The organism is Streptomyces sp. NPDC053432, assembly GCF_055585365.1.
Map to the genome: position 1 here is coordinate 50,455 of NZ_JBVJKF010000025.1, position 25,623 is coordinate 76,077.

Annotated in this window: 3 protein-coding genes (1 of these 3 only partly in view); all 3 read right to left on the reverse strand. The window is 74.2% G+C overall.

Annotated features, from left to right (window positions below):
- Tightly spaced (each overlapping or abutting the next), the 3 genes in view from ACZ6Y1_RS31535 to ACZ6Y1_RS31545 form a layout consistent with a single transcriptional unit that may run on beyond the window.
- Nucleotides 1–3,945: an amino acid adenylation domain-containing protein gene (locus ACZ6Y1_RS31535; protein WP_469637734.1), complete on the reverse strand. Its 3,945-nt coding sequence runs from the start codon at nucleotides 3,943–3,945 to the stop codon at nucleotides 1–3.
- On the reverse strand, nucleotides 3,945–18,077 hold the full coding sequence (locus tag ACZ6Y1_RS31540; RefSeq protein WP_469637737.1) for an amino acid adenylation domain-containing protein: 14,133 nt from the start codon (nucleotides 18,075–18,077) through the stop codon (nucleotides 3,945–3,947). The genes ACZ6Y1_RS31535 and ACZ6Y1_RS31540 overlap by 1 nt, the downstream gene beginning before the upstream one ends.
- Nucleotides 18,077–25,623: the end of a non-ribosomal peptide synthase/polyketide synthase gene (locus tag ACZ6Y1_RS31545; RefSeq protein ID WP_469637740.1), read on the reverse strand. It continues 13,948 nt past the right edge of the window; only the last 7,547 of its 21,495 coding nucleotides appear in the window; its start codon lies off the right edge, out of view; it ends in the stop codon at nucleotides 18,077–18,079. Before ACZ6Y1_RS31545 ends, ACZ6Y1_RS31540 begins: the two co-directional genes overlap by 1 nt.

Genomic DNA, 25,623 nt, shown 5'->3' on the forward strand with positions numbered 1-25,623 from the left:
TTACCTGCGCTCGCGGAAGCGGGCGGCCAGCGCCTGCCCGATCTGTGCGATCGGTCCCGGCTGGGTGAGCTCGTTGTGACCGCAGTCGATCACCTGCGAGTCGAGCCGGCCCGTCACGTAGGGACGCCAGGCGTCCACCATCGCTCCGGGGTCCTCGTGGTCGCGGCCTGCAACGGTCACGAGCACATCGGCCCGCAGTACACCCAGCTTGCCCGGCGAATACGGGTGGATGATGCGCTGTGACATGTTGGTGCCAACCCTGGCCAGCGCCTCGACGCGGTGCTCCTCCAGCCCGGCCAGCGCGCTGTCCCCGCCGCGCAGTGCCTCCATGACGTCCGCGTACACCAGCGGCCGGGGCCACCGGGAGTGGTCGTGCCCGCCGAGGTCGAGCAGGGTGGTGAGCACGTCCTGGGCGTCGTAGCTCAGGTCGGCGTGCTCCTCGGAACGGATGTGCGGGTCGGTGTCCAGGATCGCGAGCAGCGCCACGGTCTCGCCCGCCGCCTCGAGCCGGGTGGCGATCATGTGTCCGAGGATGCCGCCCAGCGACCAGCCCGCCAGGTGGTAGGGGCCCTGCGGCTGGACCTTGCGGATCTCGTCCAGGTAGTCCTCGGCCATCTCCTCGATGGAGGAGGGCAGGTCGGCGTCTCCGGCCAGACCCCGGGCCTGGAGGCCGTACAGCGGGCGGTCGGGGCCGATGTGGCGCATCAGGCCGGAGTAGCCCCAGCTGATGCCGGCGCCCGGGTGGATGCAGAACAGGGGCGGCTTGGCGCCGTGCCGGCGCAGGGGCAGCAGGACGTCGAACGGGTCGTGGTCCTCCTCCCCGGCGGCCAGTTCGGCGGCCAGGCCCGCCACCGTGGGGTTCTCCAGCAGGCTGCGGACGGACAGCCGGACGCCGAAGGCGGCCCTGACCCGGCTGATGAGCCGGGTGGCGAGCAGGGAGTGGCCCCCGAGGTCGAAGAAGTTGTCGTCGATGCCGGCCCTGGGCACCGACAGGACCTCCGCGAACAGGCCGCACAGGACCTCTTCCTGCGGGGTGCGGGGCGCGCCCGTGCCGCCGACGGCGGTGACTTCGGGATCTGGCAGGTTCTTGCGGTCGAGCTTGCCGTTCGGGGTGAGGGGCAGTTCGTCCAGGACGACGATCGCGGCGGGCACCATGTAGTCGGGCAGCAGTCCGGCCAGTTCGGCGCGGAGCTCGGCCGGGTCCGGCCGGGCGGGGCCCTCGGGGACCGCGTAGCCGAGCAGCCGGGGGGTGCCGTCGGCGCCGTCGCGGACCACGACGACCGCCCGCGCGACGCCCTCGCGGGCCGCCAGGACGGACTCGATCTCGCCGAGTTCGATGCGGAAGCCGCGGAGCTTGATCTGGTCGTCGGCGCGGCCCAGGTACTCCAGCTGGCCGTCCTCGGTCCAGCGCACCAGGTCGCCGGTGCGGTACATCCGCCGGCCGGGCTCGCCGAAGGGGTCGGCGACGAACCGTTCGGCGGTCAGTCCGGGGCGCCCGAGGTAGCCGCGGGCCACGCCGGCCCCCGCGACGTACAGTTCGCCCGGCACGCCGGGCGGGACCGGGCGCAGGGTGGTGCCGAGCACGTGGAGGGTGGTGCCGGGCAGCGGCCGTCCGATCGGCGGGGCGCCGGGTCCCGCCGCCAGGGGGTCGCTGAAGGTGGCGGCGACCGTGGCTTCCGTGGGGCCGTACGCGTTGACCATCCGGCGGCCCCGCGACCAGCGGGTGACCAGCTCGGGGCCGGTGGCGTCGCCGCCGACGACCAGGGAGCGGAACAGGGGCAGGTCGCTCTCCGGCACGGTGGCGAGCGCGGCGGGCGGGATCAGGGCGTGGGTGACCCCCCACTCGGCCAGGGCCTCGGCGAGCGCCTCGTCGGCGAGCGGGCCGGCCGGCGGGACGACCAGGGCGGCCCCGGCCGTGAGGCTCATGCACAGCTCCAGTACGGAGGCGTCGAAGCTGGGCGAGGAGAACTGCAGCACCCGGCTGTCGGCGTCGACGGCGAAGCCCTCGGCGCAGGCCTCGGCGAACGCGGCCAGTCCCGTGTGGGGGACCACCACGCCCTTGGGGCGGCCGGTCGATCCGGAGGTGTAGATGACGTAGGCGGGGTGGCGCGCGTCGAGCGGCGCGGTGCGCTCGGCGTCGGTGAGGTCGCCCTCCGGGCGGCCGGCGACGGCCGCGGTGACGGCGGGCTCGTCGAGCAGGAGCACCGGGGCGCCGGAGGCCGGGACGTCGGTCCCGGTGAGGGTGACCACGAGCGCGGGGGCCGCGTCCTGGAGCATGTACGCGATCCGGTCGGCCGGGTAGGCGGGGTCGACCGGCAGGTAGGCGCCGCCCGCTTTGAGGACGGCGAGGCGGGCCACCACGATCTCCACGGACTTGGGCAGCAGCAGCGCCACCACCTGCTCCGGTCCGATGCCCCGTGCCACGAGCTCGCGGGCCAGCCGGTTGGCGCGGGCGCCCAGTTCCGCATAGCTCAGTTCGCCGCCCTCCGCGGCGACCGCGGTCGCGGCGGGTGCCGCGGCGGCCCGCGCCTCGAACAGCTCGGGCAGGGTCCGGCCGGCGGGCGCGGTGCGTCCGGCCGACCATCCGGCGATGGCCTCGCGCTCCGGGCCGGTGAGGACGTCCAGCCGTCCCACGGGACGCTCCGGGTCCTCGACGACCAGGCGCAGCAGGTCTTCCAGGCGGGTGCCGAGCGCGGCGACCGTCTCCTGCGTGAACAGGTCGGGGCGGTAGCTCAGCCGCAGGTGCAGCCGGGGTCCGGGGACCGCGGCCAGGCTGAACGGGTAGTGGTTGGCGTCCTGTCCGTCGAGGCCGACCACCCGCATCGCGTCCGGGTCGGTCTTCTCCTCGGCGAGCGCGGAGGGGTCGACGGGGTAGTTCTCGGTGACGGTGAGCGTGTCGAAGAGCTCGCCGATGCCGTCCTTCCAGCCGCCGAGCTGTTGTACGTCGGACAGGCTGAGGTGCTGGTGGTTCATCAGCCCGGCCTGCTGCTTCTGGTGCCGGGCGAGCAGCCCGATGAGGGACTCGGCGGGGTCGAGCCGGACCCGGACCGGGAGGGTGTTGATGAACAGGCCGATCATGTTCTCGATGCCGGGGACCTCCGGCGGGCGGCCGGAGACGGTTCCGCCGAAGACGACGTCGTCGCGGCCGGTGAGGCGGCCCAGCAGGATCCCCCAGGCGCCCTGGAGCAGGGTGTTCACGGTCAGTCCGTGCCTGCGGGCCTGGGCCATGAGCTCGCCGGTGAAGTCCTCCGGCAGGTCCAGGGTGTGGTGCCGCGGCCGAATCGGCTTGCGGGCCGGGTCCTCGGGCGCCAGGAGGGTGGGCTCGCCGGCTCCTTCGAGGACGTCGCGCCAGGCCCGTTCGCCCTCCGCCCGGTCCTGCCGGGCCACCCAGGCCAGGTACTCGCGGTACGGGGTGACCCGGGGCAGCGCGGTGTCGTCGCCGCGCTCCTTGTACAGGGTGAGCAGCTCGCTCACCATCAGCGGCGTGGACCAGCCGTCGAGCAGGATGTGGTGGTTGCTCACCAGCAGCCGGTGCTCGTGCTCGCCGAGCCGGACGAGGGTGAAGCGGACCAGCGGCGGGCGGGCGAGGTCGAACTTGCGGGCGCGGTCCTCGGCCATCACCCGCTCCAGCTCGGCGGCGCGCCCGTCGGGGGCGACCCCGGTCAGGTCGACCTCGGCGTAGGGCACGGGCACCCGGCGCCGGACGACCTGCACGGGGCGCTCGAGGCCCTCGTGGCGGAATCCGGTGCGCAGGGTGGTGTGCCGTTCGACGAGTTTCGCGACGGCCGCGTGCAGCACGTCCCCGTCGACCCGCCCGGCCAGTTCGAGGACCAGCTGGACGGTGTAGATGTCCAGTCCCTGCTCGTCGAGCAGGGCGTGGAAGAGCAGCCCTTCCTGGAGGGGGGAAAGCGGCAGGACGTCTTCGAGCCCCGGCTTGGTCGTCATCAGATCTCCCACTCGTCGTCAAAGTCCTCGAGGCCGTCGATCTCGTGCTGGTTCAGCGAGACCAGCGGCAGGTCGGACGGGGTGTAGCCGCCGGCGGCCGGGCTGCCGGCGTGTTCGGCGAGGGCGCGCAGCATGCGCAGCCAGCCCTCGGCAAGGGCGCGTACCTGTTCCTCGGTCAGCAGCCCGTCCGCCCACGTCCAGGTGGCCACCAGCCGGGGCCCGTCGGGGCCGTCCTGGGTGAGCGAGTTGACCTCCAGCGGGTGCGGCAGCGGCATCGCGTCGTCGGCGCCGCCGCCCAGTCCGCCGGACTCGGGGGCCGCTTCCCAGTCCCGGCTCGCGGGACCTTCCGCGGCCGTCTGGGAACCGCCCATCCGGCCCAGGTAGTTGAAGCCGATCTGGGGGTGGGCGTGGGCGGCCAGCACGGTCTCGGTGCGCGGGTTGAGGTAGCGCAGCAGGCCGTGGCCGATGCCGTTGTCGGGGACCTTCCGCAGCTGTTCCTTGACCTGCTTGAGGGCTTCGCCGAGGCGGGCTCCGGAGAGGTTGTCCCAGTCCTGGCGGCCCGTGGTCAGCCGGACCGGGTAGAGGCTGGTGAACCAGCCCACGGTCCGGGAGAGGTCGGCCCCCTCGACGATGTCCTCGCGGCCGTGTCCCTCCAGGTCGATCAGGACGCCGTCGGCGGTCCGGCCGAGGCCGCGCTGCCATTCGGCTGCCGCCAGGGCGAAGCCGGTGAGCAGCACGTCGTTGGCGGTGGCGTGGAACGCGGCGGCGACCGTGGTGAGCAGCGGCGCGGTGTGCTCGGGCTCCAGGGCCAGGGTGAGCGTGCGGGCGGTGCCGCGGGTGTCGACGGCGGGGTCGAGCGGCCTGCCGCCGAGCGGCGCCTCCGGCTTGCCGAGGACACCGGTCCACAGGGCCAGCTCCTCGACCCGTTCGGGCCGCCTGGCCTCCTCGACGAGGCGGTTCGCCCAGGTCCTGAACGAGGTCGGGACCGGGTCGAGGGCGGGGACGGCGCCGTCTCCGGCGCGCTGCCAGGCCTCGGCGAGGTCGGGCAGCAGGATCCGCCAGGACACCCCGTCGACCACCAGGTGGTGGGCGACGAGCAGCAGCCGTCCGGGGCGGTCGGGGCCGGCGTCGAACCAGACCGCCTGCACCATCACGCCGTCCTCGGGCGCGAGCCGGTCCCAGGCCGCCTCCGCGTGCTCGCCGACGGCCTCGGCCACCCCATGGGCGTCGTCGGCGGTCAGCGGTACCCGGGTGACCACGGACCGGGCCGTGACGGCACCCCGTCCGGGCACGGTCAGCGTCCAGCCGGCCTCGGTGCGGCCGAGCCGCATCCGCAGGGCGTCGTGCCGGTCGAGTACGGCCTGCACGGCGCGCAGCAGCCGCTCCTCGTCGGCGCCGGCCGGGACCTGGATCAGCATCGACTGGTTGAACCGGTCGACGGGGCCGCCCTGTTCGGCGAGCCAGCGGATGATCGGGGTGGGCGGGACCTCGCCGATGCCGGCGTCCTCGCTCTCGCGCACCGCTTCGGCCACGGTTCCGGCGACGGCCGCGAGGGCTTCCACCGTCTTGTGCTCGAAGACGTCGCGCGGGGTGAAGAGGAGTCCGGCCTTGCGGGCCCGGGAGACGAGCTGGATGGAGACGATGCTGTCGCCGCCCAGGTCGAAGAACCCGTCGTCCGCGCCGACCTGCGGCAGGCCGAGGACCTCGGCGAAGAGCGCGCACAGCTGCTCCTCGACGGGGGTGCGCGGCGCCCGGCCGGCTGTCACGGCGGCCTCGGGGGCGGGCAGGGCCTTGCGGTCGAGCTTGCCGTTGGCGGTCAGCGGCAGGGCGTCCAGGGCGACGAACGCGGCGGGCACCATGTACGACGGGAGCACGGCTCCCAGGTGTTCGCGCAGCGCCGCGGCCGTGGGCGCGGCCGTCCCGGCCCGCGGCACCAGGTAGCCGGCGAGCTTCTTGTCGCCGGGGCGGTCCTCGCGGACGGCGACGGCTGCCTGGGCCACGTCGGGGTGGGACTGGAGGGCCGCCTCGATCTCGCCGAGTTCGATGCGGAAGCCGCGGATCTTGACCTGCTGGTCGGCGCGGCCGACGTACTCCAGCTCGCCGTCCCGGTTCCAGCGGGCGAGGTCACCCGACCGGTACAGGCGGGTGCCGGGGGCTCCGTACGGGTCGGCGACGAACCGGCCGGCGGTCAGGTCCGGGCGGCCCAGGTAGCCGCGGGCCAGGCCCGCGCCCGCCACGTACATCTCGCCGACGGCGCCGACGGGGACCGGCTTCAGCCGCTCGTCGAGGACCCGGACGCGGAGGTCGGGGATCGGGCCGCCGATGGTGCTGCCGTTGGCGGTGGCCGCGGTGGCGGCGTCGAGGGCGAGGTGGGTGACGTGGACGGTGGTCTCGGTGATGCCGTACATGTTGACCAGGACGGGAGCGTCGTCCGCGTGCCGGGCGTACCACTCGCCCAGGCGCCACAGGTCGAGCGCCTCGCCACCGAACACGACGTATCGCAGGGCCAGTTCGCCCAGACCCTCGGCGTCCTTCTCGGCCTGCATCAGCTGGTGGAACGCCGACGGCGTCTGGTTCAGCACCGTCACCCGCTCCGCGGCCAGCAGCCGCACGAACTCCTCCGGCGAACGCGACACCTCGAACGGCACGACCACCAGACGCCCGCCGTACAGCAGCGGACCCCAGATCTCCCACACCGAGAAGTCGAACGCGTACGAGTGGAACAGCGTCCACACGTCACCGGCACCGAACTCGAACCACCGCTCGGTCTGCGAGAACAGCCGCACGACGTTGGTGTGCGTGACGACGACGCCCTTGGGGCGGCCGGTCGAACCCGAGGTGTAGATGACGTACGCCGCGTGGCCGCCCGAGACCGGGACCGACAGGTCGGTGTCGTCCGCGGCGGCGAGCTCCGCGGCCACGGAGGGGTCGTCGAGGAGCAGCAGCGGCACGTCCCCGGTCGGCACGTCGACCGAGCCGACCGTCACCACCAGCGCCGGCGAGGCGTCCGCGACCATGTACGCGATCCGGTCCGCCGGATAGTCCGGGTCCATCGGCACATACGCCGCACCCGACTTCACCACCGCCAGCAGACCCACGATCAGGTCCACCCCGCGCGGCAGCGCCAGCCCCACGAAACCCTCGGGACCCGCACCCCGCGCCACCAGCAACCGCGCCAGCCGGTTCGCCCGCGCGTTCAGCTCCCCGTACGACAACGACACGTCACCGAACGACAACGCCACCGCGTCCGGAGCCTGCCCCACCCGCTCCTCGAACACCGACACCAGGGTCCGGGCGGGGGAGGCGTCCCCGATGGTCTCCGGGGCCGCCAGGGCCCTTTCCCACTCGGCTCCTTCGAGGACGTCGATGTCGTCGAGGGTCAGTTCCGGGTCCTCGGCCCACTGCGCGAGCAGCCGGCCCAGGCGTGCGGCGAGGAGTTCGACGGTCTCCCGGTCGAACAGCTCGGTGGCGAACTCCACGCCGCCGTCGATCCCGGCCGCCGCGCCGTCGGCGGAGTGCCGCTCGGTGAGGCTGAGCGACAGGTCGTACTTGGCGACGGTGTGGTCGATCTCCTGGGCGCCCGCGGTGAGGCCGGGGAGCACCGGGCCGGGCTCGGCGGAGGCCGTGTTGTGGAAGGTCAGGTTGACCTGGAACAGCGGGTGGCGGGCCGTGGAGCGCTCGGGGTTGATGACCTCCACCAGCCGCTCGAACGGAACGTCCTGGTGGGCGTAGGCCGCCAGGTCGGTCTCGCGGACCCGGGCCAGCAGCTCCGGGAAGGTGGGTGCGCCCGAGGTGTCGGTGCGCAGCACCAGGGTGTTGACGAAGAACCCGATCAGGTCGTCGAGCGCCGCGTCGGTGCGGCCCGCGACGGGGGTGCCGATCGGGATGTCCGTACCGGAGCCCAGCTTGCGCAGCAGGGCCGCGGTCGCCGCCTGCATGACCATGAACATGCTGGTCCCGGTGGTGCGGGCCAGGGCGGTGAGCCGACCGTGCAGTGCGGCGTCGACCGTGAACGGGACCACGTCGCCGAGGTTGCTCGCGCGGGCCGGGCGGGGCCGGTCGAGCGGCAGCGGCAGTTCCTCGGGTATCCCGGCCAGGGTGTCCTGCCAGTAGCGCAGCTGCTGCGAGATCGGGCTGCCCGGGTCGTCCTCGTCGCCGAGCACCTCACGCTGCCAGAGCGTGTAGTCGGCGTACTGCACCGGCAGCGGCTCCCAGTGCGGTGCGGCGCCCGACCGGCGTGCCGCGTAGGCCTGCGAGAGGTCGCGGGCCAGCGGGGTGAGCGACCAGCCGTCCGCCGCGATGTGGTGGACGACGAGCAGCAGGACGTGCCGGTCGGCGGCCGTCTGGAAGACGGTGACGCGCAGGGGCAGTTCGGCCGACAGGTCGAACGCGTAACCGGCGGCCGCGGAGAGCGCCTCGGGCAGCTCCTTCTCGCCCACCTCGACCACGGCCGGAACCGGGACCGAGGCCTCGGCGGCGAGGATCTGCTGGCGCGGCGTTCCGTCGGTCTCCGGGAACAGCGTGCGCAGGGCCTCGTGCCGGCCGACGAGGTCGGCGAGGGCCGCGGTGAGCGCGGTGTGGTCCAGGTCGCCGTCCAGCCGCAGGGCCAGCGGGATGTTGTAGGTCGCGTTGGCGCCTTCGAAGCGGTTCAGGAACCACAGGCGGCGCTGGGCGAAGGAGAGCGGCACGACCTCCGGCCGCTCGACGGGCCTGAGCGCGGTACGGGCCCGGTCGGCGCCGTCCAGCAGCCCGGCGAGGGCGGCGACGGTCGGCGCCTCGAACAGGGCGCGTACGGGGAGCTCGACGTCGAACACGGCGCGCACGAGGCTGACCAGTCGGGTCGCGAGCAGGGAGTGGCCGCCGAGGTCGAAGAAGCTGCTCTCGACGCCGGGCACGCGCACGCCGAGGACCTGGGTGAACAGGTCGCACAGGATCTGCTCCTGCGGGGTGCGCGGAGCACGGCCCGAGAACGCGGCCGTGCCGTAGTCGGGGGCGGGCAGGGCGCGCCGGTCGAGCTTTCCGTGAACCGTCAGCGGCAGCCGGTCGAGCACCACCACGGCCGCGGGGACCATGTAGTCCGGGAGCACGTCACCGACCAGCGACCGCAGTCCGGTGGCGCTGACGTCGCCCGTGGCCACCACGTAGCCGACGAGGCGCTTGGCGCCGGGGGTGTCCTCGCGGACCACGACGGCGGCCTGCGAGACCAGCTCGTGGGCGGTCAGCGCCGCCTCGACCTCGCCGAGCTCGATGCGGAAGCCGCGCAGCTTGACCTGGTCGTCGACCCGGCCCGCGTACTCCAGCTCACCGCCCCGGTTCCAGCGCGCCAGGTCGCCCGTGCGGTACATGCGCTCACCCGGAGCGCCGTACGGGTTCGCCACGAACCGCTCCGAGGTCAGCCCCGGCCGGCCCAGATAACCACGGGCCAGACCCGCACCCGCCACATACAGCTCCCCGACCACACCCGGGACCACCGGCCGCAGCCACTCGTCCAGGACGAACACCCGCGTGTTGGCGATCGGACCGCCGATGCAGGGCACACCGCCACCCGGGGCCAGCGGCCGCGACATCGTCGCGCAGACCGTGGTCTCCGTCGGACCGTACGCGTTGACCATCCGGCGGCCCGCCGACCAGCGGTCCACCACCGCCGCCGACACGGCCTCACCGGCCACGACGAGGGACTTCACGCCGGGCAGTTCGATGTCCTCCATCGCGGCCAGCGCCACCGGCGGGATCGTCGCGTGGGTGACACCCAGACGCTCGATCACGCCCGCCAGCTCGGGGCCCGGACGCAGCCGGTCAGCACTCGCGATCACCACCGCCGCACCCGCCAGCCACGCCATCAGCAGCTCGGACACCGACGCGTCGAAGCTCGGCGAGGCGAACTGCAGGACCCTGCTGGCGGGCGTGACCGCGAACCGCTCGATCTGCGCCGCGGCCAGATTGCCGAGGCCCGCGTGGGAGACGACGACGCCCTTGGGACGGCCCGTCGAGCCCGAGGTGTAGATCACGTACGCGGGGTGGGCGAGGTCCACCCGGGTCTGCGGAGCGGTGTCCGGCAGCCCGGTGAGGTCCGCCGCCGCGAGCCACGCGTCGTCGACGACCAGCACGGGTGCGGCGTCGGCGAGCATGTAGGCGATCCGGTCGGCGGGGTGGGCCGGGTCCACCGGGAGGAACGCGCCGCCCGCCTTGACCACGGCCAGCTGGGCCACCACCAGGTCCACGGACCGCGGCAGCACCAGCGCCACCACCTTCTCCGGCCCCACACCCTCGGCGACCAGCCGGTGCGCCAGACGGTTCGCCCGCGCCTCCAGCTCACCGAAGGACAGCTCCACCTCCTCGGAAACGACCGCGAGCGCGTCCGGGGTCTTCGCCGCCTGCGCCGAGAACAGCGCGCCGAGCGGACCCGACGGCACCGCACGGGCCGTCGCGTTCCACTCCCCCAGCACCCGCAGGCGCTCGGTGTCGGAGAGCAGGGACACCTCGGAGACCCGGGCTTCGGGGGCCCGGGACACGGCCTTCAGCCAGTCGCCCAGCCGTCCGACGAGCGATTCGACGGTCTCGTGGTCGAAGAGGTCGGTGCTGTAGTCGATGAAGCCGCCGAGCCCGGCCGGCCGGCCCTCCTCGTCCCACTGCTCGCCGAAGCTGACCGCCAGGTCGAACTTGGCGGCGCCGAGGTCGGTGTCCTCGGCGCGGGCGGAGAGGCCCGCGAGGTCGAGCTCGGCCGCCCGGTTGTTCTGGAGGGTGAGCATGACCTGGAAGAGGGGGTGGCGGGCCAGCGAACGCTCCGGGCTGATCAGGTCGACCAGCCGCTCGAACGGCACGTCCTGGTGCGCGTACGCCGCCAGGTCCGTCTCCCGCACCCGCGCCACCAGCTCACGGAACGTCGGATTGCCCGACACGTCCGTCCGCAGCACCAGCGTGTTCACGAAGAACCCCACCAGGTCCTCCAGCGCCTCGTCCGTACGACCGGCGACCGGCGTACCCACCGGCACGTCCGTCCCCGCACCCAGCGCCGTCAGGAAGGAGGCGAGGGCGGCCTGGAGCACCATGAAGAGGCTCGCCCCGTTGTCGCGGGCGACTGCGGTGAGGGCGGCGTGCACGTCGGCGTCGAAGGCGAAGGGGACGACGTCGCCGCGGTAGCTGGGGCGCGCCGGGCGGGGCCGGTCGGCCGGCAGCCGCAGTTCCTCCGGGATCCCGGCGAGCACCCACTTCCAGTAGGCCAGCTGCTGGGAGATCACGCTGGTGGGGTCGGTCTCGTCGCCGAGGAGTCCGCGCTGCCACAGCGCGTAGTCCGCGTACTGCACCGGCAGCGGCTCCCACCGCGGTGCGGTGCCCGACCGGCGCGCCTCGTAGGCCTGTGACAGGTCCCGGGCCAGCGGGGCCAGCGAGCCGCCGTCGGCGGCGATGTGGTGCACCACCAGTTGCAGGACGTGCTCCCGCGCGCCCAGCGCGAACAGCGTCGCCCGCAGCGGGATCTCGTGCTCCAGGTCGAAGCCGGTGGCGGCGGCCCGCGCGAGGGCGGCGGGCAGGGCCTCCTCGGTGGTGGCGGTGACCGGCAGCGCGGGGGCGTGGGCCGCCGCGTCGAGCACGATCTGGACGGGGGTGCCGGCCACCTCGCGGAAGACGGTGCGCAGGCTCTCGTGACGGGCGACGACGTCGCCGAGCGCGGCGCGCAGCGCGTCCGCGTCCAGCTCACCGGTCAGCCGCAGCGCCAGCGGCAGGTTGTACGTGGCGCCGGGACCGTCGAGGCGCCCGAGGAACCACAGCCGCTGCTGGGCGTAGGAGACGGGCAGCGGCTCGGGCCGCTCCATCGGGACCAGTGCCGGACGGGCCGCGGCGGCCTGCTCCAGCAGGCCGGCCAGACCCGCGGGGGTGGGCTGTTCGAAGAGGGTCCGCACGGGGAGTTCGGCGCCGAGCTCGGTGCGGATCCGGCTGATCAGCCGGGTGCCGAGCAGGGAGTGGCCGCCGAGCTCGAAGAAGCTGCTGTCGACTCCGGGCCGCGGGATGCCGAGCACCTCCGCGAACAGGCGGCAGAGGGTGGCCTCCTGCGGGGTGCGCGGGGCCCGGCCGGCGGCCGCGTCCGCGTGCCGGGGCGCCGGCAGGGCCTTGCGGTCCAGCTTGCCGTTGGGGGACAGCGGCAGCTCGTCCAGGAACACGAACGCCGAGGGCACCATGAACTCCGGGAGCGCGCCTGCCGCGTGGGCCCCCAGCGCCTGCGGGTCGGGCGTGGCCCCGGCGCCGGTCACCACGTAGCCGACGAGCCGCTGGTCGCCGGGCTGGTCCTCGCGCAGCAGCACCACGGCGTGGTCGACGCCGTCGTGGGCGGCGAGGACCGACTCGATCTCACCGAGCTCGATGCGGAAACCGCGGAGCTTGACCTGGTGGTCGGTGCGGCCCAGGTATTCGAGTGCGCCGTCGGAGGCCCAGCGGACCAGGTCGCCGGTGCGGTACATCCGCTCGCCCGGCTCGCCGAACGGGTTGGCCACGAACCGGTCGGAGGTGAGGTCCGGGCGGCCCAGGTAGCCGCGGGCGAGCTGGTGTCCGGCGAGGTAGAGCTCGCCCTGGACGCCGTGCGGCACGGGGCGCAGCCGCTCGTCGAGGACGTACACCTGGGTGTTCCAGACGGGGCGGCCGATGGGCACCGTACGCCGTTCCCCGTCGGGCGCGCAGGCCCAGGCGGTCACGTCGACGGAGGCTTCGGTGGGGCCGTACAGGTTGTGCAGTTCGCTGTCGACGAGCTCGAAGAAGCGGGTCCGCAGCTCGACGGGGAGTGCCTCGCCGCTGCAGATCACGCGGCGCAGCGACGCCCCGCTGCCGGAGGCGGCCGGCTCGGCGAGGAACGCCTGGAGCATCGACGGCACGAAGTGCACGGTGGTGATCGCCGCGTCGCGGATCAGCGCGGCCAGGTAGGCGGGGTCGCGGTGGCCCTCGGGCCGGGCGACGACCAGGGTGGCGCCGGTGATCAGCGGCCAGAAGAACTCCCACACCGAGACGTCGAACCCGGCGGGGGTCTTCTGGAGCACGCGGTCGTCCGCGGTGAGCCCGTACTCGTGCTGCATCCACTGGAGCCGGTTGACGATGCCGGCGTGCGGGACGAGCACGCCCTTGGGGCGGCCGGTGGAGCCCGAGGTGTAGATGACGTACGCGGGGGACTTGGGCTCCACGGTCACCTGCGGGGCCGTGGCGGGCAGGCCCGCGATCTCGGCGCGCAGGGTCTCGTCGTCAAGGACCAGGCGCGGCAGGGTGCCGGTGTCGGGGAGGCCGGCTCCGGAGGCGGTGAGCAGCAGGGCGGGGGCGGCGTGGCCGAGGACGTAGGCGATGCGCTCGGCCGGGTAGTCGGGGTCGACCGGCAGGTAGGCGCCGCCGGCCTTGAGCACGGCGACCAGGGCGACCACCAGGTCGAGGGAGCGGGGCACGCTGACCGCGACGGTCCGCTCGGGGCCGACACCCTCCCGGCGGAGGCGGTGGGCCAGCCGATTGGCGCGCTCGTCGAGTTCGCGGTAGGTCAGGCCCTCGTCCTCGAAGAGGACGGCCGTGGCGTCGGGCGTGGCCGACGCCTGCGCCTCGATGAGGGCGTGCAGGGTGGCGGGGGCCACCTCGTGCTCGGTGTCGTTGTAGCGCACCACCAGCTCGTGGCGCTCGATCGGGCCGAGGACGTCGACGCGTCCGATGGTCCGGTCGGCGTCGGCGGCGACCGCCTCCAGCAGCCGGACGTAGCGGCTGGTGAGCTTCTCCACGCTGCCGCGGTCGAACAGGTCGGTGCTGTACTCGACGACGCCGTCGATGCCCTGGTGGGCGCCGTCGTCGCCGCGCTTCTCGCCCAGTTCCAGGGCGAGGTCGAAGCGGGAGGAGTGGGTCTGCACGCCGTACGGGGCCACCCGCAGGCCGGGCAGGGCGAGTTCGCCGCGCTCGTTGTTCTGGAGGGTGAGCATCACCTGGAACAGCGGGTGGCGGGCGAGGGACCGGCCGGGGTTGACGACCTCGACCAGGCGCTCGAAGGAGGTGTCCTGGTTGGCGTAGGCGGCGAGGTCCGTCTCCCGCACCCGGGCGAGGAGTTCGCGGAAGGTGGGGTCGCCGCTGGTGTCGGTGCGCAGGACCAGGTTGTTGACGAAGAAGCCGACGAGCTGGTCCAGGGATTCGTCGGTCCGGCCGGCGATGGCGGTGCCGAGCGGGATGTCGGTGCCTGCGCCGAGCCGGGTGAGCAGGGCCGCGAGACCGGCCTGGAGCACCATGAACAGGCTCGTGTGGCTGTCCCGGGCGAGCTGGGACAGCTTGGCGTGCAGCTGCGGGGTGAGGGTGAACGGCACGATGTCGCCGCGGAGGGTGGCCTGGGCGGGCCGGGGCCGGTCGGTGGGGAGGTTCAGCTCCTCCGGGAGGTCCGCGAGCGCGGTGCGCCAGTGGTCGAGCTGGGCGGCGCCCTCGCTGGTGTCCTCGCCGTCGTCGCCGAGCAGCTCGCGCTGCCACAGGGCGTAGTCGGCGTACTGGACGGGGAGGGGTTCCCAGCCCGGGGCCTCGCCGTCGAGGCGGGCGGCGTAGGCGATGGAGAGGTCCCGGGCGAGCGGGGCGAGGGACCAGCCGTCACCGGCGATGTGGTGGAGCAGCAGGAGCAGGACGTGCTCGTCCTCGCCGAGCGTGAACAGGGTGGCTTTCAGAGGGGTTTCGGCCGCGAGGTCGAAGCCGTGGGCGGCGGCCCGCGTGAGCTGCTGTTCGAGGTCCGCCTCGGTGGCTGGTCGGACGTCGAGGGCGGGGCGGGCGCGGTCGGCGTCGAGGATCACCTGGTACGGGCGGCCGTCGCGGTCGGCGAAGACGGTGCGCAGGCTCTCGTGGCGGGCGGTGACGTCGCCGAGGGCGGCGCCCAGGGCCTGCCGGTCGAGGGTGCCGGTCAGCCGGAGGGCGAGGGGGATGTTGTATCCGGCGCCCGAGCCCTCGAAGCGGCTCAGGAACCAGAGCCGGCGCTGGGCGAAGGAGAGCGGGAGTTCGGCGGGCCGCTCGGCGGCGCGCACGGTGCGGCGGGCGCTGCCGGATTCGCGCAGCAGGGTCGCCAGACCGGCCGGGGTGGCGGTCTCGAACAGGCTGCGCAGCGGGAGTTCCGCGTTGAAGACGGAGCGGATGCGGCTGACCAGGCGGGTGGCCTGGAGGGAGTGGCCGCCGAGGTCGAAGAAGCTGTCGTCGATGCCGACCCTCGGGAGGCCGAGGATCTCCGCGAACAGGCCGCACAGGATCTCCTCCTGCGGGGTGCGCGGGGCGCGTCCGGCGGCGAGCGCGGAGAGGTCGGGGGCGGGCAGGGCCTTGCGGTCGAGCTTGCCGTTGGGGGTGACGGGCAGGACGTCGAGGGTGACGAACGCGGCGGGCACCATGTAGTCGGGCAGGTCGGCCGCCACGTGGGCGCGCAGCGCTGCGGGCCGCGGCAGGTCCTGGCCGGCGGGCACCACGTAGGCGACGATCTGCTTGTCGCCGGGACGGTCCTCGCGGACGACGACGGCGACCTGCGCGACCGCGTCGTGGCGGGCGAGGACGCTCTCGATCTCGCCGAGTTCGATGCGGAAGCCGCGGACCTTGACCTGGTCGTCGGCGCGGCCGAGGAATTCCAGGTCGCCGTCGGTGGTGCGGCGCACCACGTCGCCGGAGCGGTACATGCGGCTGCCGGGCACGCCGAACGGGTTGGCGACGAACCGGTCGGAGGTCAGGCCGGGACGGCCCAGGTAGCCGCGGGCCAGACCGGCGCCCGCGATGTAGAGCTCGCCCGCCACACCGGGCGGGACCGGGCGCAGGGCGCCGTCCAGGACGTACACCTGGGTGTCGGTGACCTCGGTGCCTATGGGCGGGGTGCCCGCGCCGGAGAGCGCGCCGGACATGGTGGCGCAGACCGTGGACTCGGTGGGCCCGTACGCGTTGACCATGCGGCGCCCGGCCGACCAGCGCTCGACGAGTTCGCCGGAGGTCGCCTCGCCCGCCACCACCAGGGTGGAGACGGTCGGCAGGTCCTGGGGGTCCATCACGGCGAGGGCGACCGGCGGGATGGTGGCGTGGGTGACGCCGTGGCCTTCGACGGTGGCGGCGAGGGGTTCGCCGGGGGCCAGGTCCTCGGCGGGGGCCACGACGAGGGTGGCGCCGCTGAGCAGGCCCATGACCAGCTCCCAGAACGCCGCGTCGAAGCTCGGCGAGGCGAACTGCAGGACCCGGCTTCCCGGACCCACCTCGAACCGCTCGATCTGCGCGGCCACCAGGCTCGACGCACCGGCGTGGGTGACGACGACGCCCTTGGGACGCCCGGTCGAACCCGAGGTGTAGATGACGTACGCGGCGTCTGCGGCGGCGGTGGGCCCGGTGCGGTCGGCGTCGGTGAGGTCGCCGTCGGCGCGGGCCGCGACGGACGCGGCGAACGCCGGGTCGTCCAGGCGCAGGGCGGCCACGGAGGCGGCGGCCTCCTGCGGCAGGGTCACGGAGGAGTCGGTGAGCAGGAGCGCCGGGGCGGCGTCCTCCAGGATGTAGGCGATGCGCTCGGCCGGGTAGTCGGGGTCGACCGGCAGGTAGGCGCCGCCGGCCTTGACGACGGCGAGCTGGGCGGTGACCAGTTCCGGTGAGCGGGGCAGGGCGAGCGCGACGAACGCGCCGGGGCCGACGCCCCGGTCGGCCAGTTCCCGGGCGAGCCGGTTGGCGTCGGCGTTGAGCCGCTCGTAGGTCAGGACGGTGTCCTTGAAGCGGAGGGCGTCCGCGCCGGGGTCCGAGGCGACGACGGCCTCGAAGAGCGAGGGCAGGGTGGCGGCGGGCACCCGGCGGGGCGCGGTGCCGTCGGCGAGGCTGCCGCGCTCGGCGTCGGTGAGCACGTCGAGGCGGCCCAGGAGCAGCTGCGGCTCGGCGACGACTGCTTCCAGGATGTGCTGGAGGCGCTGCGCGATCAGCTCGACGGCTGGTCGGTCGAAGAGGTCGGAGCGGTAGCCCATGCGCAGGTGCATCCGGGTGCCGGGGAGCACGGCCAGGCTCAGCGGGTAGTGGTTGTCGTCGGTGGTGTGCACGCCGACGACGCGCAGGCCTTCGACGGGCTCGGAGAAGCCCTCGGCGTCCACGGGGTAGTTCTCGGAGACGGTGATGGTGTCGAAGAGTTCGCCGACGCCGACCAGGGCCTGGATGTCGGTGAGCCCGATGTGCTGGGCGTTCATGAGGTCGGCCTGCTGGTCCTGGAGGTTGCGCAGCAGGTCGAGGAGGGAGCGGGCGGGGTCGAGCTTCACGCGGACGGGCAGGGTGTTGATGAAGAGGCCGACGAGGTTCTCCATGCCCGGGATCTCCGGCGGGCGGCCGGAGACGGTTCCGCCGAAGACGACGTCGTCGCGGCCGGTGAGCCGGCCCAGCAGGATGCCCCAGGCGCCCTGGACCACGGTGTTCACGGTCAGTTCGTGGCGGCGCGCCAGGTCGGCGACGGCCGAGGTGAGCTCCTCGGACAGCTCGTGGCCGAGGTAGTGCGGCGCTTCGACGGCCGCGCCGCGGCGGTCGGGGACCAGGAGGGCCGCCTCCTCGACGCCCTCGAGGGCGCAGGCCCAGGCCTTGAGGGCGTCGTCACGGCTCTGGGCGGCGATCCAGCCGAGGTAGTCGCGGTAGGGGGTGACGCGGGGCAGGCCCGTGTCGTCGCCGCGCTGGACGTAGAGGGTGAACAGCTCGCGCAGCAGGACGGCCATCGACCAGCCGTCCAGGAGGATGTGGTGGTTGGTCAGGATGAAGCGGAAGCGCTGCCCGCCGAGGCGGACGAGGGTGAAGCGGACCAGCGGCGGCGCGGTCAGGTCGAAGCCCTTGACGCGGTCGGCGTCCATCACGGCCGCCAGGGCGGCCTGGCGCGCCTCCTCGTCCTCGCCGTCGGAGAGGTCGATCTCCTCCCAGGGCAGCTCGACCGCCCGGGGGATGATCTGCACCGGCTTGTCGAAGCCCTCGTGGACGAAGCCGGCCCGCAGATTGGCGTGGCGGCGCAGCAGTGCCCCGGCGGCGATGCGCAGCGCCTCGACGTCCAGCGTGCCTTCGAAGTCGAAGGCCAGCTGGCCGGCGTACAGGTCGAGTTCCTGCTCGTCGAGGAGCGCGTGGAACAGCAGACCTTCCTGCAACGGCGACAGTGGGAGGACGTCCTCCAGCCCCGTACCGATCATTACGACACCCTCCACTTGCTTTCCAGAAGATCGAGTTGCGCCTGGGACAGCGACACCAGGGACATGTCCGACGGCGTGTGGCCGCCGGCCTCGGGTTCGACAGCGTGTGCGGCCAGGGCCTCCAGGGCCCTGAACCAGGTCTCGGCCAGGTCGTCGACGTCCCGCTCCGCGAGCAGGCCGTCGGGCCAGGTCCAGGTGACGCTCAGCTCGGGACCGCCCGGCAGGTCGTTCGCCACCGCGTTGATCTCCAGCGCGTGCGCGAGGCGTACGTCCGGGTCGCCGGCGGCGGCCCCGGTGAGCGCCGCGGCCTCCGGGGCGCCGGTCCAGTCCCCGCCGGTGGCGGTGGTCGCCATGCGGCCCAGGTAGTTGAAGCCGATCTGCGGCTCGGCCCGGCCGGCGAGCAGCGGCTCGGTGCGCGGGTTGAGGTGGCGCAGCAGGCCGTGGCCGATGCCGTTGTCGGGCGCGGCGCGCAGCTGCTCCTTGATCCGCTTCAGGACCCGGCCGAGGGCCGGGCCGCCCGACCAGATCTCGTCCCAGTCGAGCTGTCCGGGATCGAGCCGTACGGGATGGACGGTGGTGAACCAGCCGACCGTGCGGGAGAGGTCGGCCCCTTCGACGACGTCCTCGCGGCCGTGGCCTTCGAGGTCGACGAGGACGGGTCCCTCGTCCCCGAGGCCCCGCCTGCGCCGCCAGTGCGAGACGGCCACCGCGAGGGCGGTCAGCAGGACGTCGTTGACACCGCCGTGGAACGCGGCCGGGACGCTGGTCAGCAGCGGCTCGGTGCGGTCCGCGGGCAGGGTCCGGGTCAGCGACCTGGCCCGTGCGGCGGTGTCCTTCACCGGGTCGAGCAGCCGCTTGCCGAGGACGGGTTCCTCCGCGGCGGCCGTCTCGTCCCAGCGCTCGAACTCGGCCTCGCGCCGGGGGCTCCGCGCCTCCTCGACGAGCTGCTCGGCCCAGCGCCGCAGCGAGGTGCCGACCGGTGCCGGGGCGGGCTCCGCGCCTTCGGCGAGGGCCTGCCAGGCCTCGGCGAGGTCGGGCAGCAGGATCCGCCAGGACACCCCGTCGACCACCAGGTGGTGGAGGGTGAGCAGCAGGCGTCCGGGACGGTCGGGGCCGGCGTCGAACCAGACGGCCTGGAGCATCCGCCCGGCCTCCGGGTCGATGCGCCGCCAGGCGGCCTCTGCCTCGGTGGCGAGCGTGGTCTCGAACTTCTCGGCGGTGAGGCCCGCGACGTCGGTCCGCCGGACCACCTCCGCGGCCGGCACGGAGCCGCGCTGCGGGATCTCCAGCCGCCACCTGCCGTCGCCGGCGCCGCGGTCCAGCCGCATGCGCAGTGCGTCGTGGTGGTCCAGGAGGACCTGGACCGCGCCGGTCAGCGGTTCCTCGCCGAGTTCCGCGGGGACCTGCACCAGCATCGACTGGACGAAGCCGTCGACGGGGCCGCCGTGTCCGGCGAGCCAGCCGATGATCGGGGTGAGCGGCAGCTCGCCGATCCCGGCGTCCGGGTCCTCCGGTTCGGGGGCCTGCGCGGTGCGGGCGACCGCCGCGAGGGCGCCGACCGTCTTGAGGCGGAAGACGTCCTTGGGGGTGAAGACCAGTCCGGCGGCGCGGGCCTTGGCGACGAGCTGGATGGAGACGATGCTGTCGCCGCCCAGGTCGAAGAAACTGCTCTCGACGCCGACCCGGGGCAGTCCGAGGACCTCGGCGAACAGCTCGCACAGGGTCCGCTCGACGGGGTCGTCGCTCTCGCCGCCGCTCGCCAGGGCGGTGAAGTCGGGGGCGGGCAGGGCCCTGCGGTCCAGCTTCCCGTTGGCGGTGAGCGGCAGTTGGGGCAGGACGACGACGGCGGCGGGGACCATGTACTCGGGCAGGGTGCGGCCGGCGAAGGCGCGCAGCTCCACCGGGTCGGGTGCGGCCGTGCCGTCCGGGACGGCGTAGCCGACGAGCCGCTTGACGCCGGGCGTGTCCTCGCGGACGACGACCGCCGCGGCCGCGACGTCCGGGTGGGCGGTCAGCGCCGACTCGATCTCGCCGAGTTCGATGCGGAAGCCGCGCACCTTGACCTGGTCGTCGACCCGGCCCATGTACTCGATCTGTCCCTGCCCGGTGCGGCGGACCAGGTCCCCGGTGCGGTACATCCGGGTGCCGGGCTCGCCGTACGGGTCGGCGGGGAACCGCTCCGCCGTCAGGCCCGGGCGGCGCAGGTAGCCGCGGGCGAGCTGGTCGCCGGCGAGGTACAGCTCGCCGGTGACCCCGTCGGGCACGGGCCGCAGGTGCGCGTCCAGGACGTAGGTCCGGGTGTTGCGCACGGGGCGGCCGACCAGCGGGCGCTCGCTGTCGGCGAGCGGCGCGTACAGGGTGTCGATGGTGGCCTCGGTGGGCCCGTAGAAGTTGTAGCTGACGGTGCCGGGGGCGGAGCGCAGTTCGCTCCACAGCGTCTGGCCGAGGGCCTCGCCGCCGAGCATCAGCACCGCGGGGTGGTGCCGTCCGGGGGCGAGCATCCCGGCGGTCAGCAGCTGCTGGGCGAACGACGGGGTCAGGTCGAGGAACTGGATGGCCTCACGGTCGATGTAGGCCGCGAGCGCCTCGGGGTCCCTGCGGGTGTCGTCGTCCACGAGGTGCAGTTCGTGGCCGTCCAGCATCCACAGCACGCCGTCCCACGAGGTGTCGAAGGAGAACACGGCGGTCAGCGCCACCCGGAAGCGGGCCGTGGCGGCCGTCGCGGTGTGCGGGTCGAACAGCGTCTCCTTGTGGCCGTGGAACAGGTTGACCAGGTTGCGGTGCTGGACGACGACGCCCTTGGGCCGGCCGGTGGAGCCGGACGTGTAGATCACGTACGCGGGTGCGGCGGGCGTCAGCGGTGCGGTGCGCTCGCCCTGGGTCGGGGCGGTCGCGGGCAGTCCGGCCAGCTCGGCCGCGGCCCGCGGGTCGTCGAGGACCAGCAGTTCCAGGGAGCCGGTGTCGACGGCCTCGCCCCTCGACCACCGCGACCAGCGGCGCTGTACGTCGCGGTCGGTGATCAGCAGGGCCGGGTCCGCGTCGCCCAGCATGTACTCGATGCGGTCCGCCGGGTAGTCGGGGTCGACCGAGAGGAACGCCGCTCCCGCCTTCAGCGCCGCGAACATGGCGACCAGGACGTCCGTGGACCTCGGCAGCGCGATGGCCACGATCCGTTCGGGGCCGATGCCGCGGGCGGCGAGCAGGTGGGCGAGCCGGTTGGCGCGCTCGTCGAGTTCGGCGTAGGTGGTGCGGACGCCTCGGAAGACCACCGCGGTGGCGTCCGGGGTGCCGGCCGCCCACTGCTCCAGCAGTTCGTGGACCAGGGTGGGCGGCACGTCCTGCGTCACCGGCTGCCGGGCGGCCTCGGCGGTCCGCTCGTCCGCGGTGAGGACGTCCAGCTGTCCGATGCGGGTGCCGGGCCGGTCGGCCACGGTCTCGAAGAGCGCGGTGAGCCGGTCGGCGAGCACCGCGATCTGCGCCGCGGAGAACCGGTCGGCCGCGTACTCCAGCCGCAGCCCGAGGCTGGTCGGCCCGGGCAGCGCCGCCAGGGTGAGCGGGTAGTGCGTGGCGTCGGTGCCGCCGACGCCGGAGACGGCCAGGCCGCCGGGCAGGTCGAGGGCGCCCGGGTCGACGGGGTACGACTCGTAGACGGTGAGGGTGTCGAACAGCTCGCCGACACCGGCCAGGGCCTGGATGCGGGCCAGCCCGACGTGCTGGTGGGCCATCAGGTCGGTCTGCCGGCGCTGGACCCGCTCGATGAGGGCGGCGACGCTCTCGTGCGGGTCGAGGTCGACCCGGATCGGGACGGTGTTGATGAACAGGCCGACCATCGACTCGATGCCGGGGACCTCCGGCGGACGGCCGGAGACGGTGGCGCCGAACACCACGTCGTCCCGTCCGGTGAGCCGGGCCAGCAGCAGGCCCCAGACGCTCTGCACCACGGTGTTGAGGGTCAGGCCGGCCGTGCGGGCCCGGTCCTGGAGCCGGGCGGTGAGCTCTTCGCCCAGCGTGAAGGAGTGGCTGTCGGGCAGCGCGCCGTGCGCGTCGTCGCCGGCCTCCCGCTCGGGGGCGAGCAGGGTGGCCTCCTCGACGCCCGCGAGGGCCTGGCGCCACGCGTTCTCCGACTCCTCCCGGTCCTGGCCGTCGAGCCAGGCGAGGTAGGTCCGGTACGGGGTGACGCGGGGCAGGTCCCGGCCGTCGCCGCCGGTGCCGTAGAGCGCGAACAGCTCGCCCACGAGCAGCGGCATCGACCAGCCGTCCAGCAGGATGTGGTGGTTGCTCAGCACCAGGCGGTGCCGGTCCGCGGCCAGCCGGACCAGGGTGAACCGGATCAGCGGCGGGGCCGTCAGGTCGTAGCGGCGGGAGCGGTCCTCGGTGAGGATCCGCTCGGCCTCGGCCTGCTGCCGCGCCCCGTCGAGACCGCTCAGGTCGGCTTCGGTCCAGGGCAGTTCGACCTCGGCGGGCACCACCTGGACGGGCCGTTCCAGGCCTTCGTGGTGGAAGGCTGCCCGCAGGTTGTCGTGCCGGTCCAGCAGGGTGCGGGCGGCGGCCCGCATGGCCCCCGCGTCCAGCGCCCCGTCGAGGTCGAAGCTGAACTGGACGCTGTAGACGTCGGGCGCGCCCTCGTCGAACAGCGCGTGGAAGAGCAGTCCCTCCTGGAGCGGGGCGACCGGGAGGATGTCGCGGACCGCCGGGTGGGCCGCCTCGATCCGGTCGATCTGCTCCTGGGTGAGGCCGACCAGCGGCAGGTCGGAGGGGGTGAAACCGCCGGCTCCGGGCCGGGCCGCGTCCGCGGTCAGCCCGCGCAGCTCCGTGAACCACCGGTCGGCGAGGTCGCGTACGGAGTCCTCCGTGAGGAGGCCCTCGGGCCACATCAAGGTGACCGTCAGCTCGGGGCCGGCCGCCTCCTCGCGCACCACCGCGCTGATCTCCAGCGGGTGCGGGAGCGGCATGGCGGCGTCGGCGGTCCCCGTGCCGACCAGCAGGTCGGACTCGGGGGCCGGCGTCCACGCCCCGCCCTGCGCGGCGCCCATGCGGCCCAGGTAGTTGAACCCGATCCGCGGGGTGCCGAGGGCGGCCAGGGCGTCGCCGGTGCGCGGGTCGGCGTACCGCAGCAGGCCGTAGCCGATGCCGTGGCCGGGGACGGCCCGCAGCTCCTCCTTGACCCGCTTGAGCGCGGCGCCCGGCTGTTCACCGGCGCTGCCGGTGGTCAGGCGCACCGGGTACAGGCTGGTGAACCAGCCGACCGTACGGGAGACGTCGGCGCCGGGGAGCACGTCCTCGCGGCCGTGGCCCTCGACGTCGATCACCAGGGCGGAGCCGGTGGTCGCGGCGCCTTCGCGCCAGCCCGCGGCGGCCCGGGCGAACCCGGCGAGGAGCACCTCGTCGGGTCCGGCGTGGAAGACGGCGGGGACGGTGTCGAGCAGGGCGGCGGTGTCACCGGCGGGCAGCACCAGCGTGAGGGTGCGGGCGTTGCCCATCGTGTCGGTGGCGGGGTCCGCCGGCCGGTCGCCGAACGGGGTGCCCGCGCCGTCCAGGACGTCCTGCCAGAAAGGCAGTTCGTCCGCGCGGCCGGCGGCGGTCGCGGTGAGCCGCTCCGCCCAGGTCCGCAGGGAGGTGTGGACCGGGTCGAGTACGGCCGGGCGGCCCTCGGCGAGGGCCCGGGCCGCGGTGGCCAGGTCGTCGATCAGGATGCGCCAGGAGACTCCGTCGACCACCAGGTGGTGGGCCACCAGCAGCAGCCGTCCCGCGTTCCCGGCGCCCGCGTCGAACCACACGGCCCGCAGCACGTCGCCGTCGCGGGGGGCGAGCGCGGCCTGCGCCGCTTCCACCCGCTCGGCGACGGCCGAGCGCAGGGCGTCCCCGGTGAGCCCGGCGGTGTCCACCCGCAGGACGAGTCCCGCGGCGCTCACGGAGCCGCGGGGGCGGACCTCCGGGCGCCAGTCGTCCCCGGTGCCGCCGAGGCGCAGCCGCAGTGCGTCGTGCCGGTCGAGCAGCGCCTGGAGGGCCCCGGTGACGGTGGGCTCGGTGAGCCCGGCCGGGGTCTCCAGCAGTACCGACTGGTTGAAGCGGTCCACGGGCCCGCCGAGCGCGGCCAGCCAGCGGACGATCGGTGTCGGGACCACCTCGCCGGTACCGGCGTCCGGATCCTCGGCCTCGGTGCCGCTCGCGGTCGCGGCGACCGCGGCGAGGGCGCCGACCGTCTTCTGCTCGAACACGTCGCGGGCGGTGAGGACCAGGCCGGCCTTGCGGGCCCTGGCGACGAGCTGGATGGAGACGATGCTGTCGCCGCCGAGGTCGAAGAAGCTGCTCTCGACGCCGGGCACGGTGACACCGAGGACCTGGGTGAACAGGTCGCACAGGATCTGCTCCTGCGGGGTGCGCGGAGCACGGCCCGAGGACGCGGCCGTGCCGTAGTCGGGGGCGGGCAGGGCGCGCCGGTCGAGCTTTCCGTGAACCGTCAGCGGCAGCCGGTCCAGGACCACCACGGCCGCGGGGACCATGTGGTCGGGCAGGAGCCCGCCGACGGCGGAGCGCAGCGCGTCGCCGGAGACCTCGCCGGTGGTGACGGCGTAGCCGACGAGGCGCTTGGCGCCGGGGGTGTCCTCGCGGACCACGACGGCGGCCTGCGAGACCAGCTCGTGCGCGGTCAGCGCCGCCTCCACCTCACCGAGCTCGATGCGGAAGCCGCGCAGCTTGACCTGGTCGTCGACCCGGCCCGCGTACTCCAGCTCACCGCCCCGGTTCCAGCGCGCCAGGTCGCCCGTGCGGTACATGCGCTCACCCGGAGCGCCGTACGGGTTCGCCACGAACCGCTCCGAGGTCAGCCCCGGCCGGCCCAGATAACCACGGGCCAGACCCGCACCCGCCACATACAGCTCACCGACCACACCCGGGACCACCGGCCGCAGCCACTCGTCCAGGACGAACACCCGCGTGTTGGCGATCGGACCGCCGATGCAGGGCACACCGCCACCCGGGGCCAGCGGCCGCGACATCGTCGCGCAGACCGTGGTCTCCGTCGGACCGTACGCGTTGACCATCCGCCGGCCTGCCGACCAGCGGTCCACCACGGCGCCGGAGACGGCCTCACCCGCCACGACGAGGGACTCGACACCGGGCAGTTCGACGTCCTCCATCGCGGCCAGCGCCACCGGCGGAATCGTCGCGTGCGTGACACCCAGGCGCTCGATCACGCCCGCCAGCTCGGGGCCCGGACGCAGCCGGTCAGCACTCGCGATCACCACCGCCGCACCCGCCAGCCACGCCATCAGCAGCTCGGACACCGACGCGTCGAAGCTCGGCGAGGCGAACTGCAGGACGCGGGAGTCCGCCTCGACGGCGAACCGCTCGATCTGCGCCGCGGCCAGATTGCCGAGGCCCGCGTGGGAGACGACGACGCCCTTGGGACGGCCCGTGGAGCCCGAGGTGTAGATCACGTACGCCGGATGGTCCGCCGACACCTCGACCGCGGGGGGCGTCGAGGGGCGGCCGGAGGCGTCGAGGTCGTCGTCCTCACGGATCACCAGGGCCGGCGCGGCGTCGG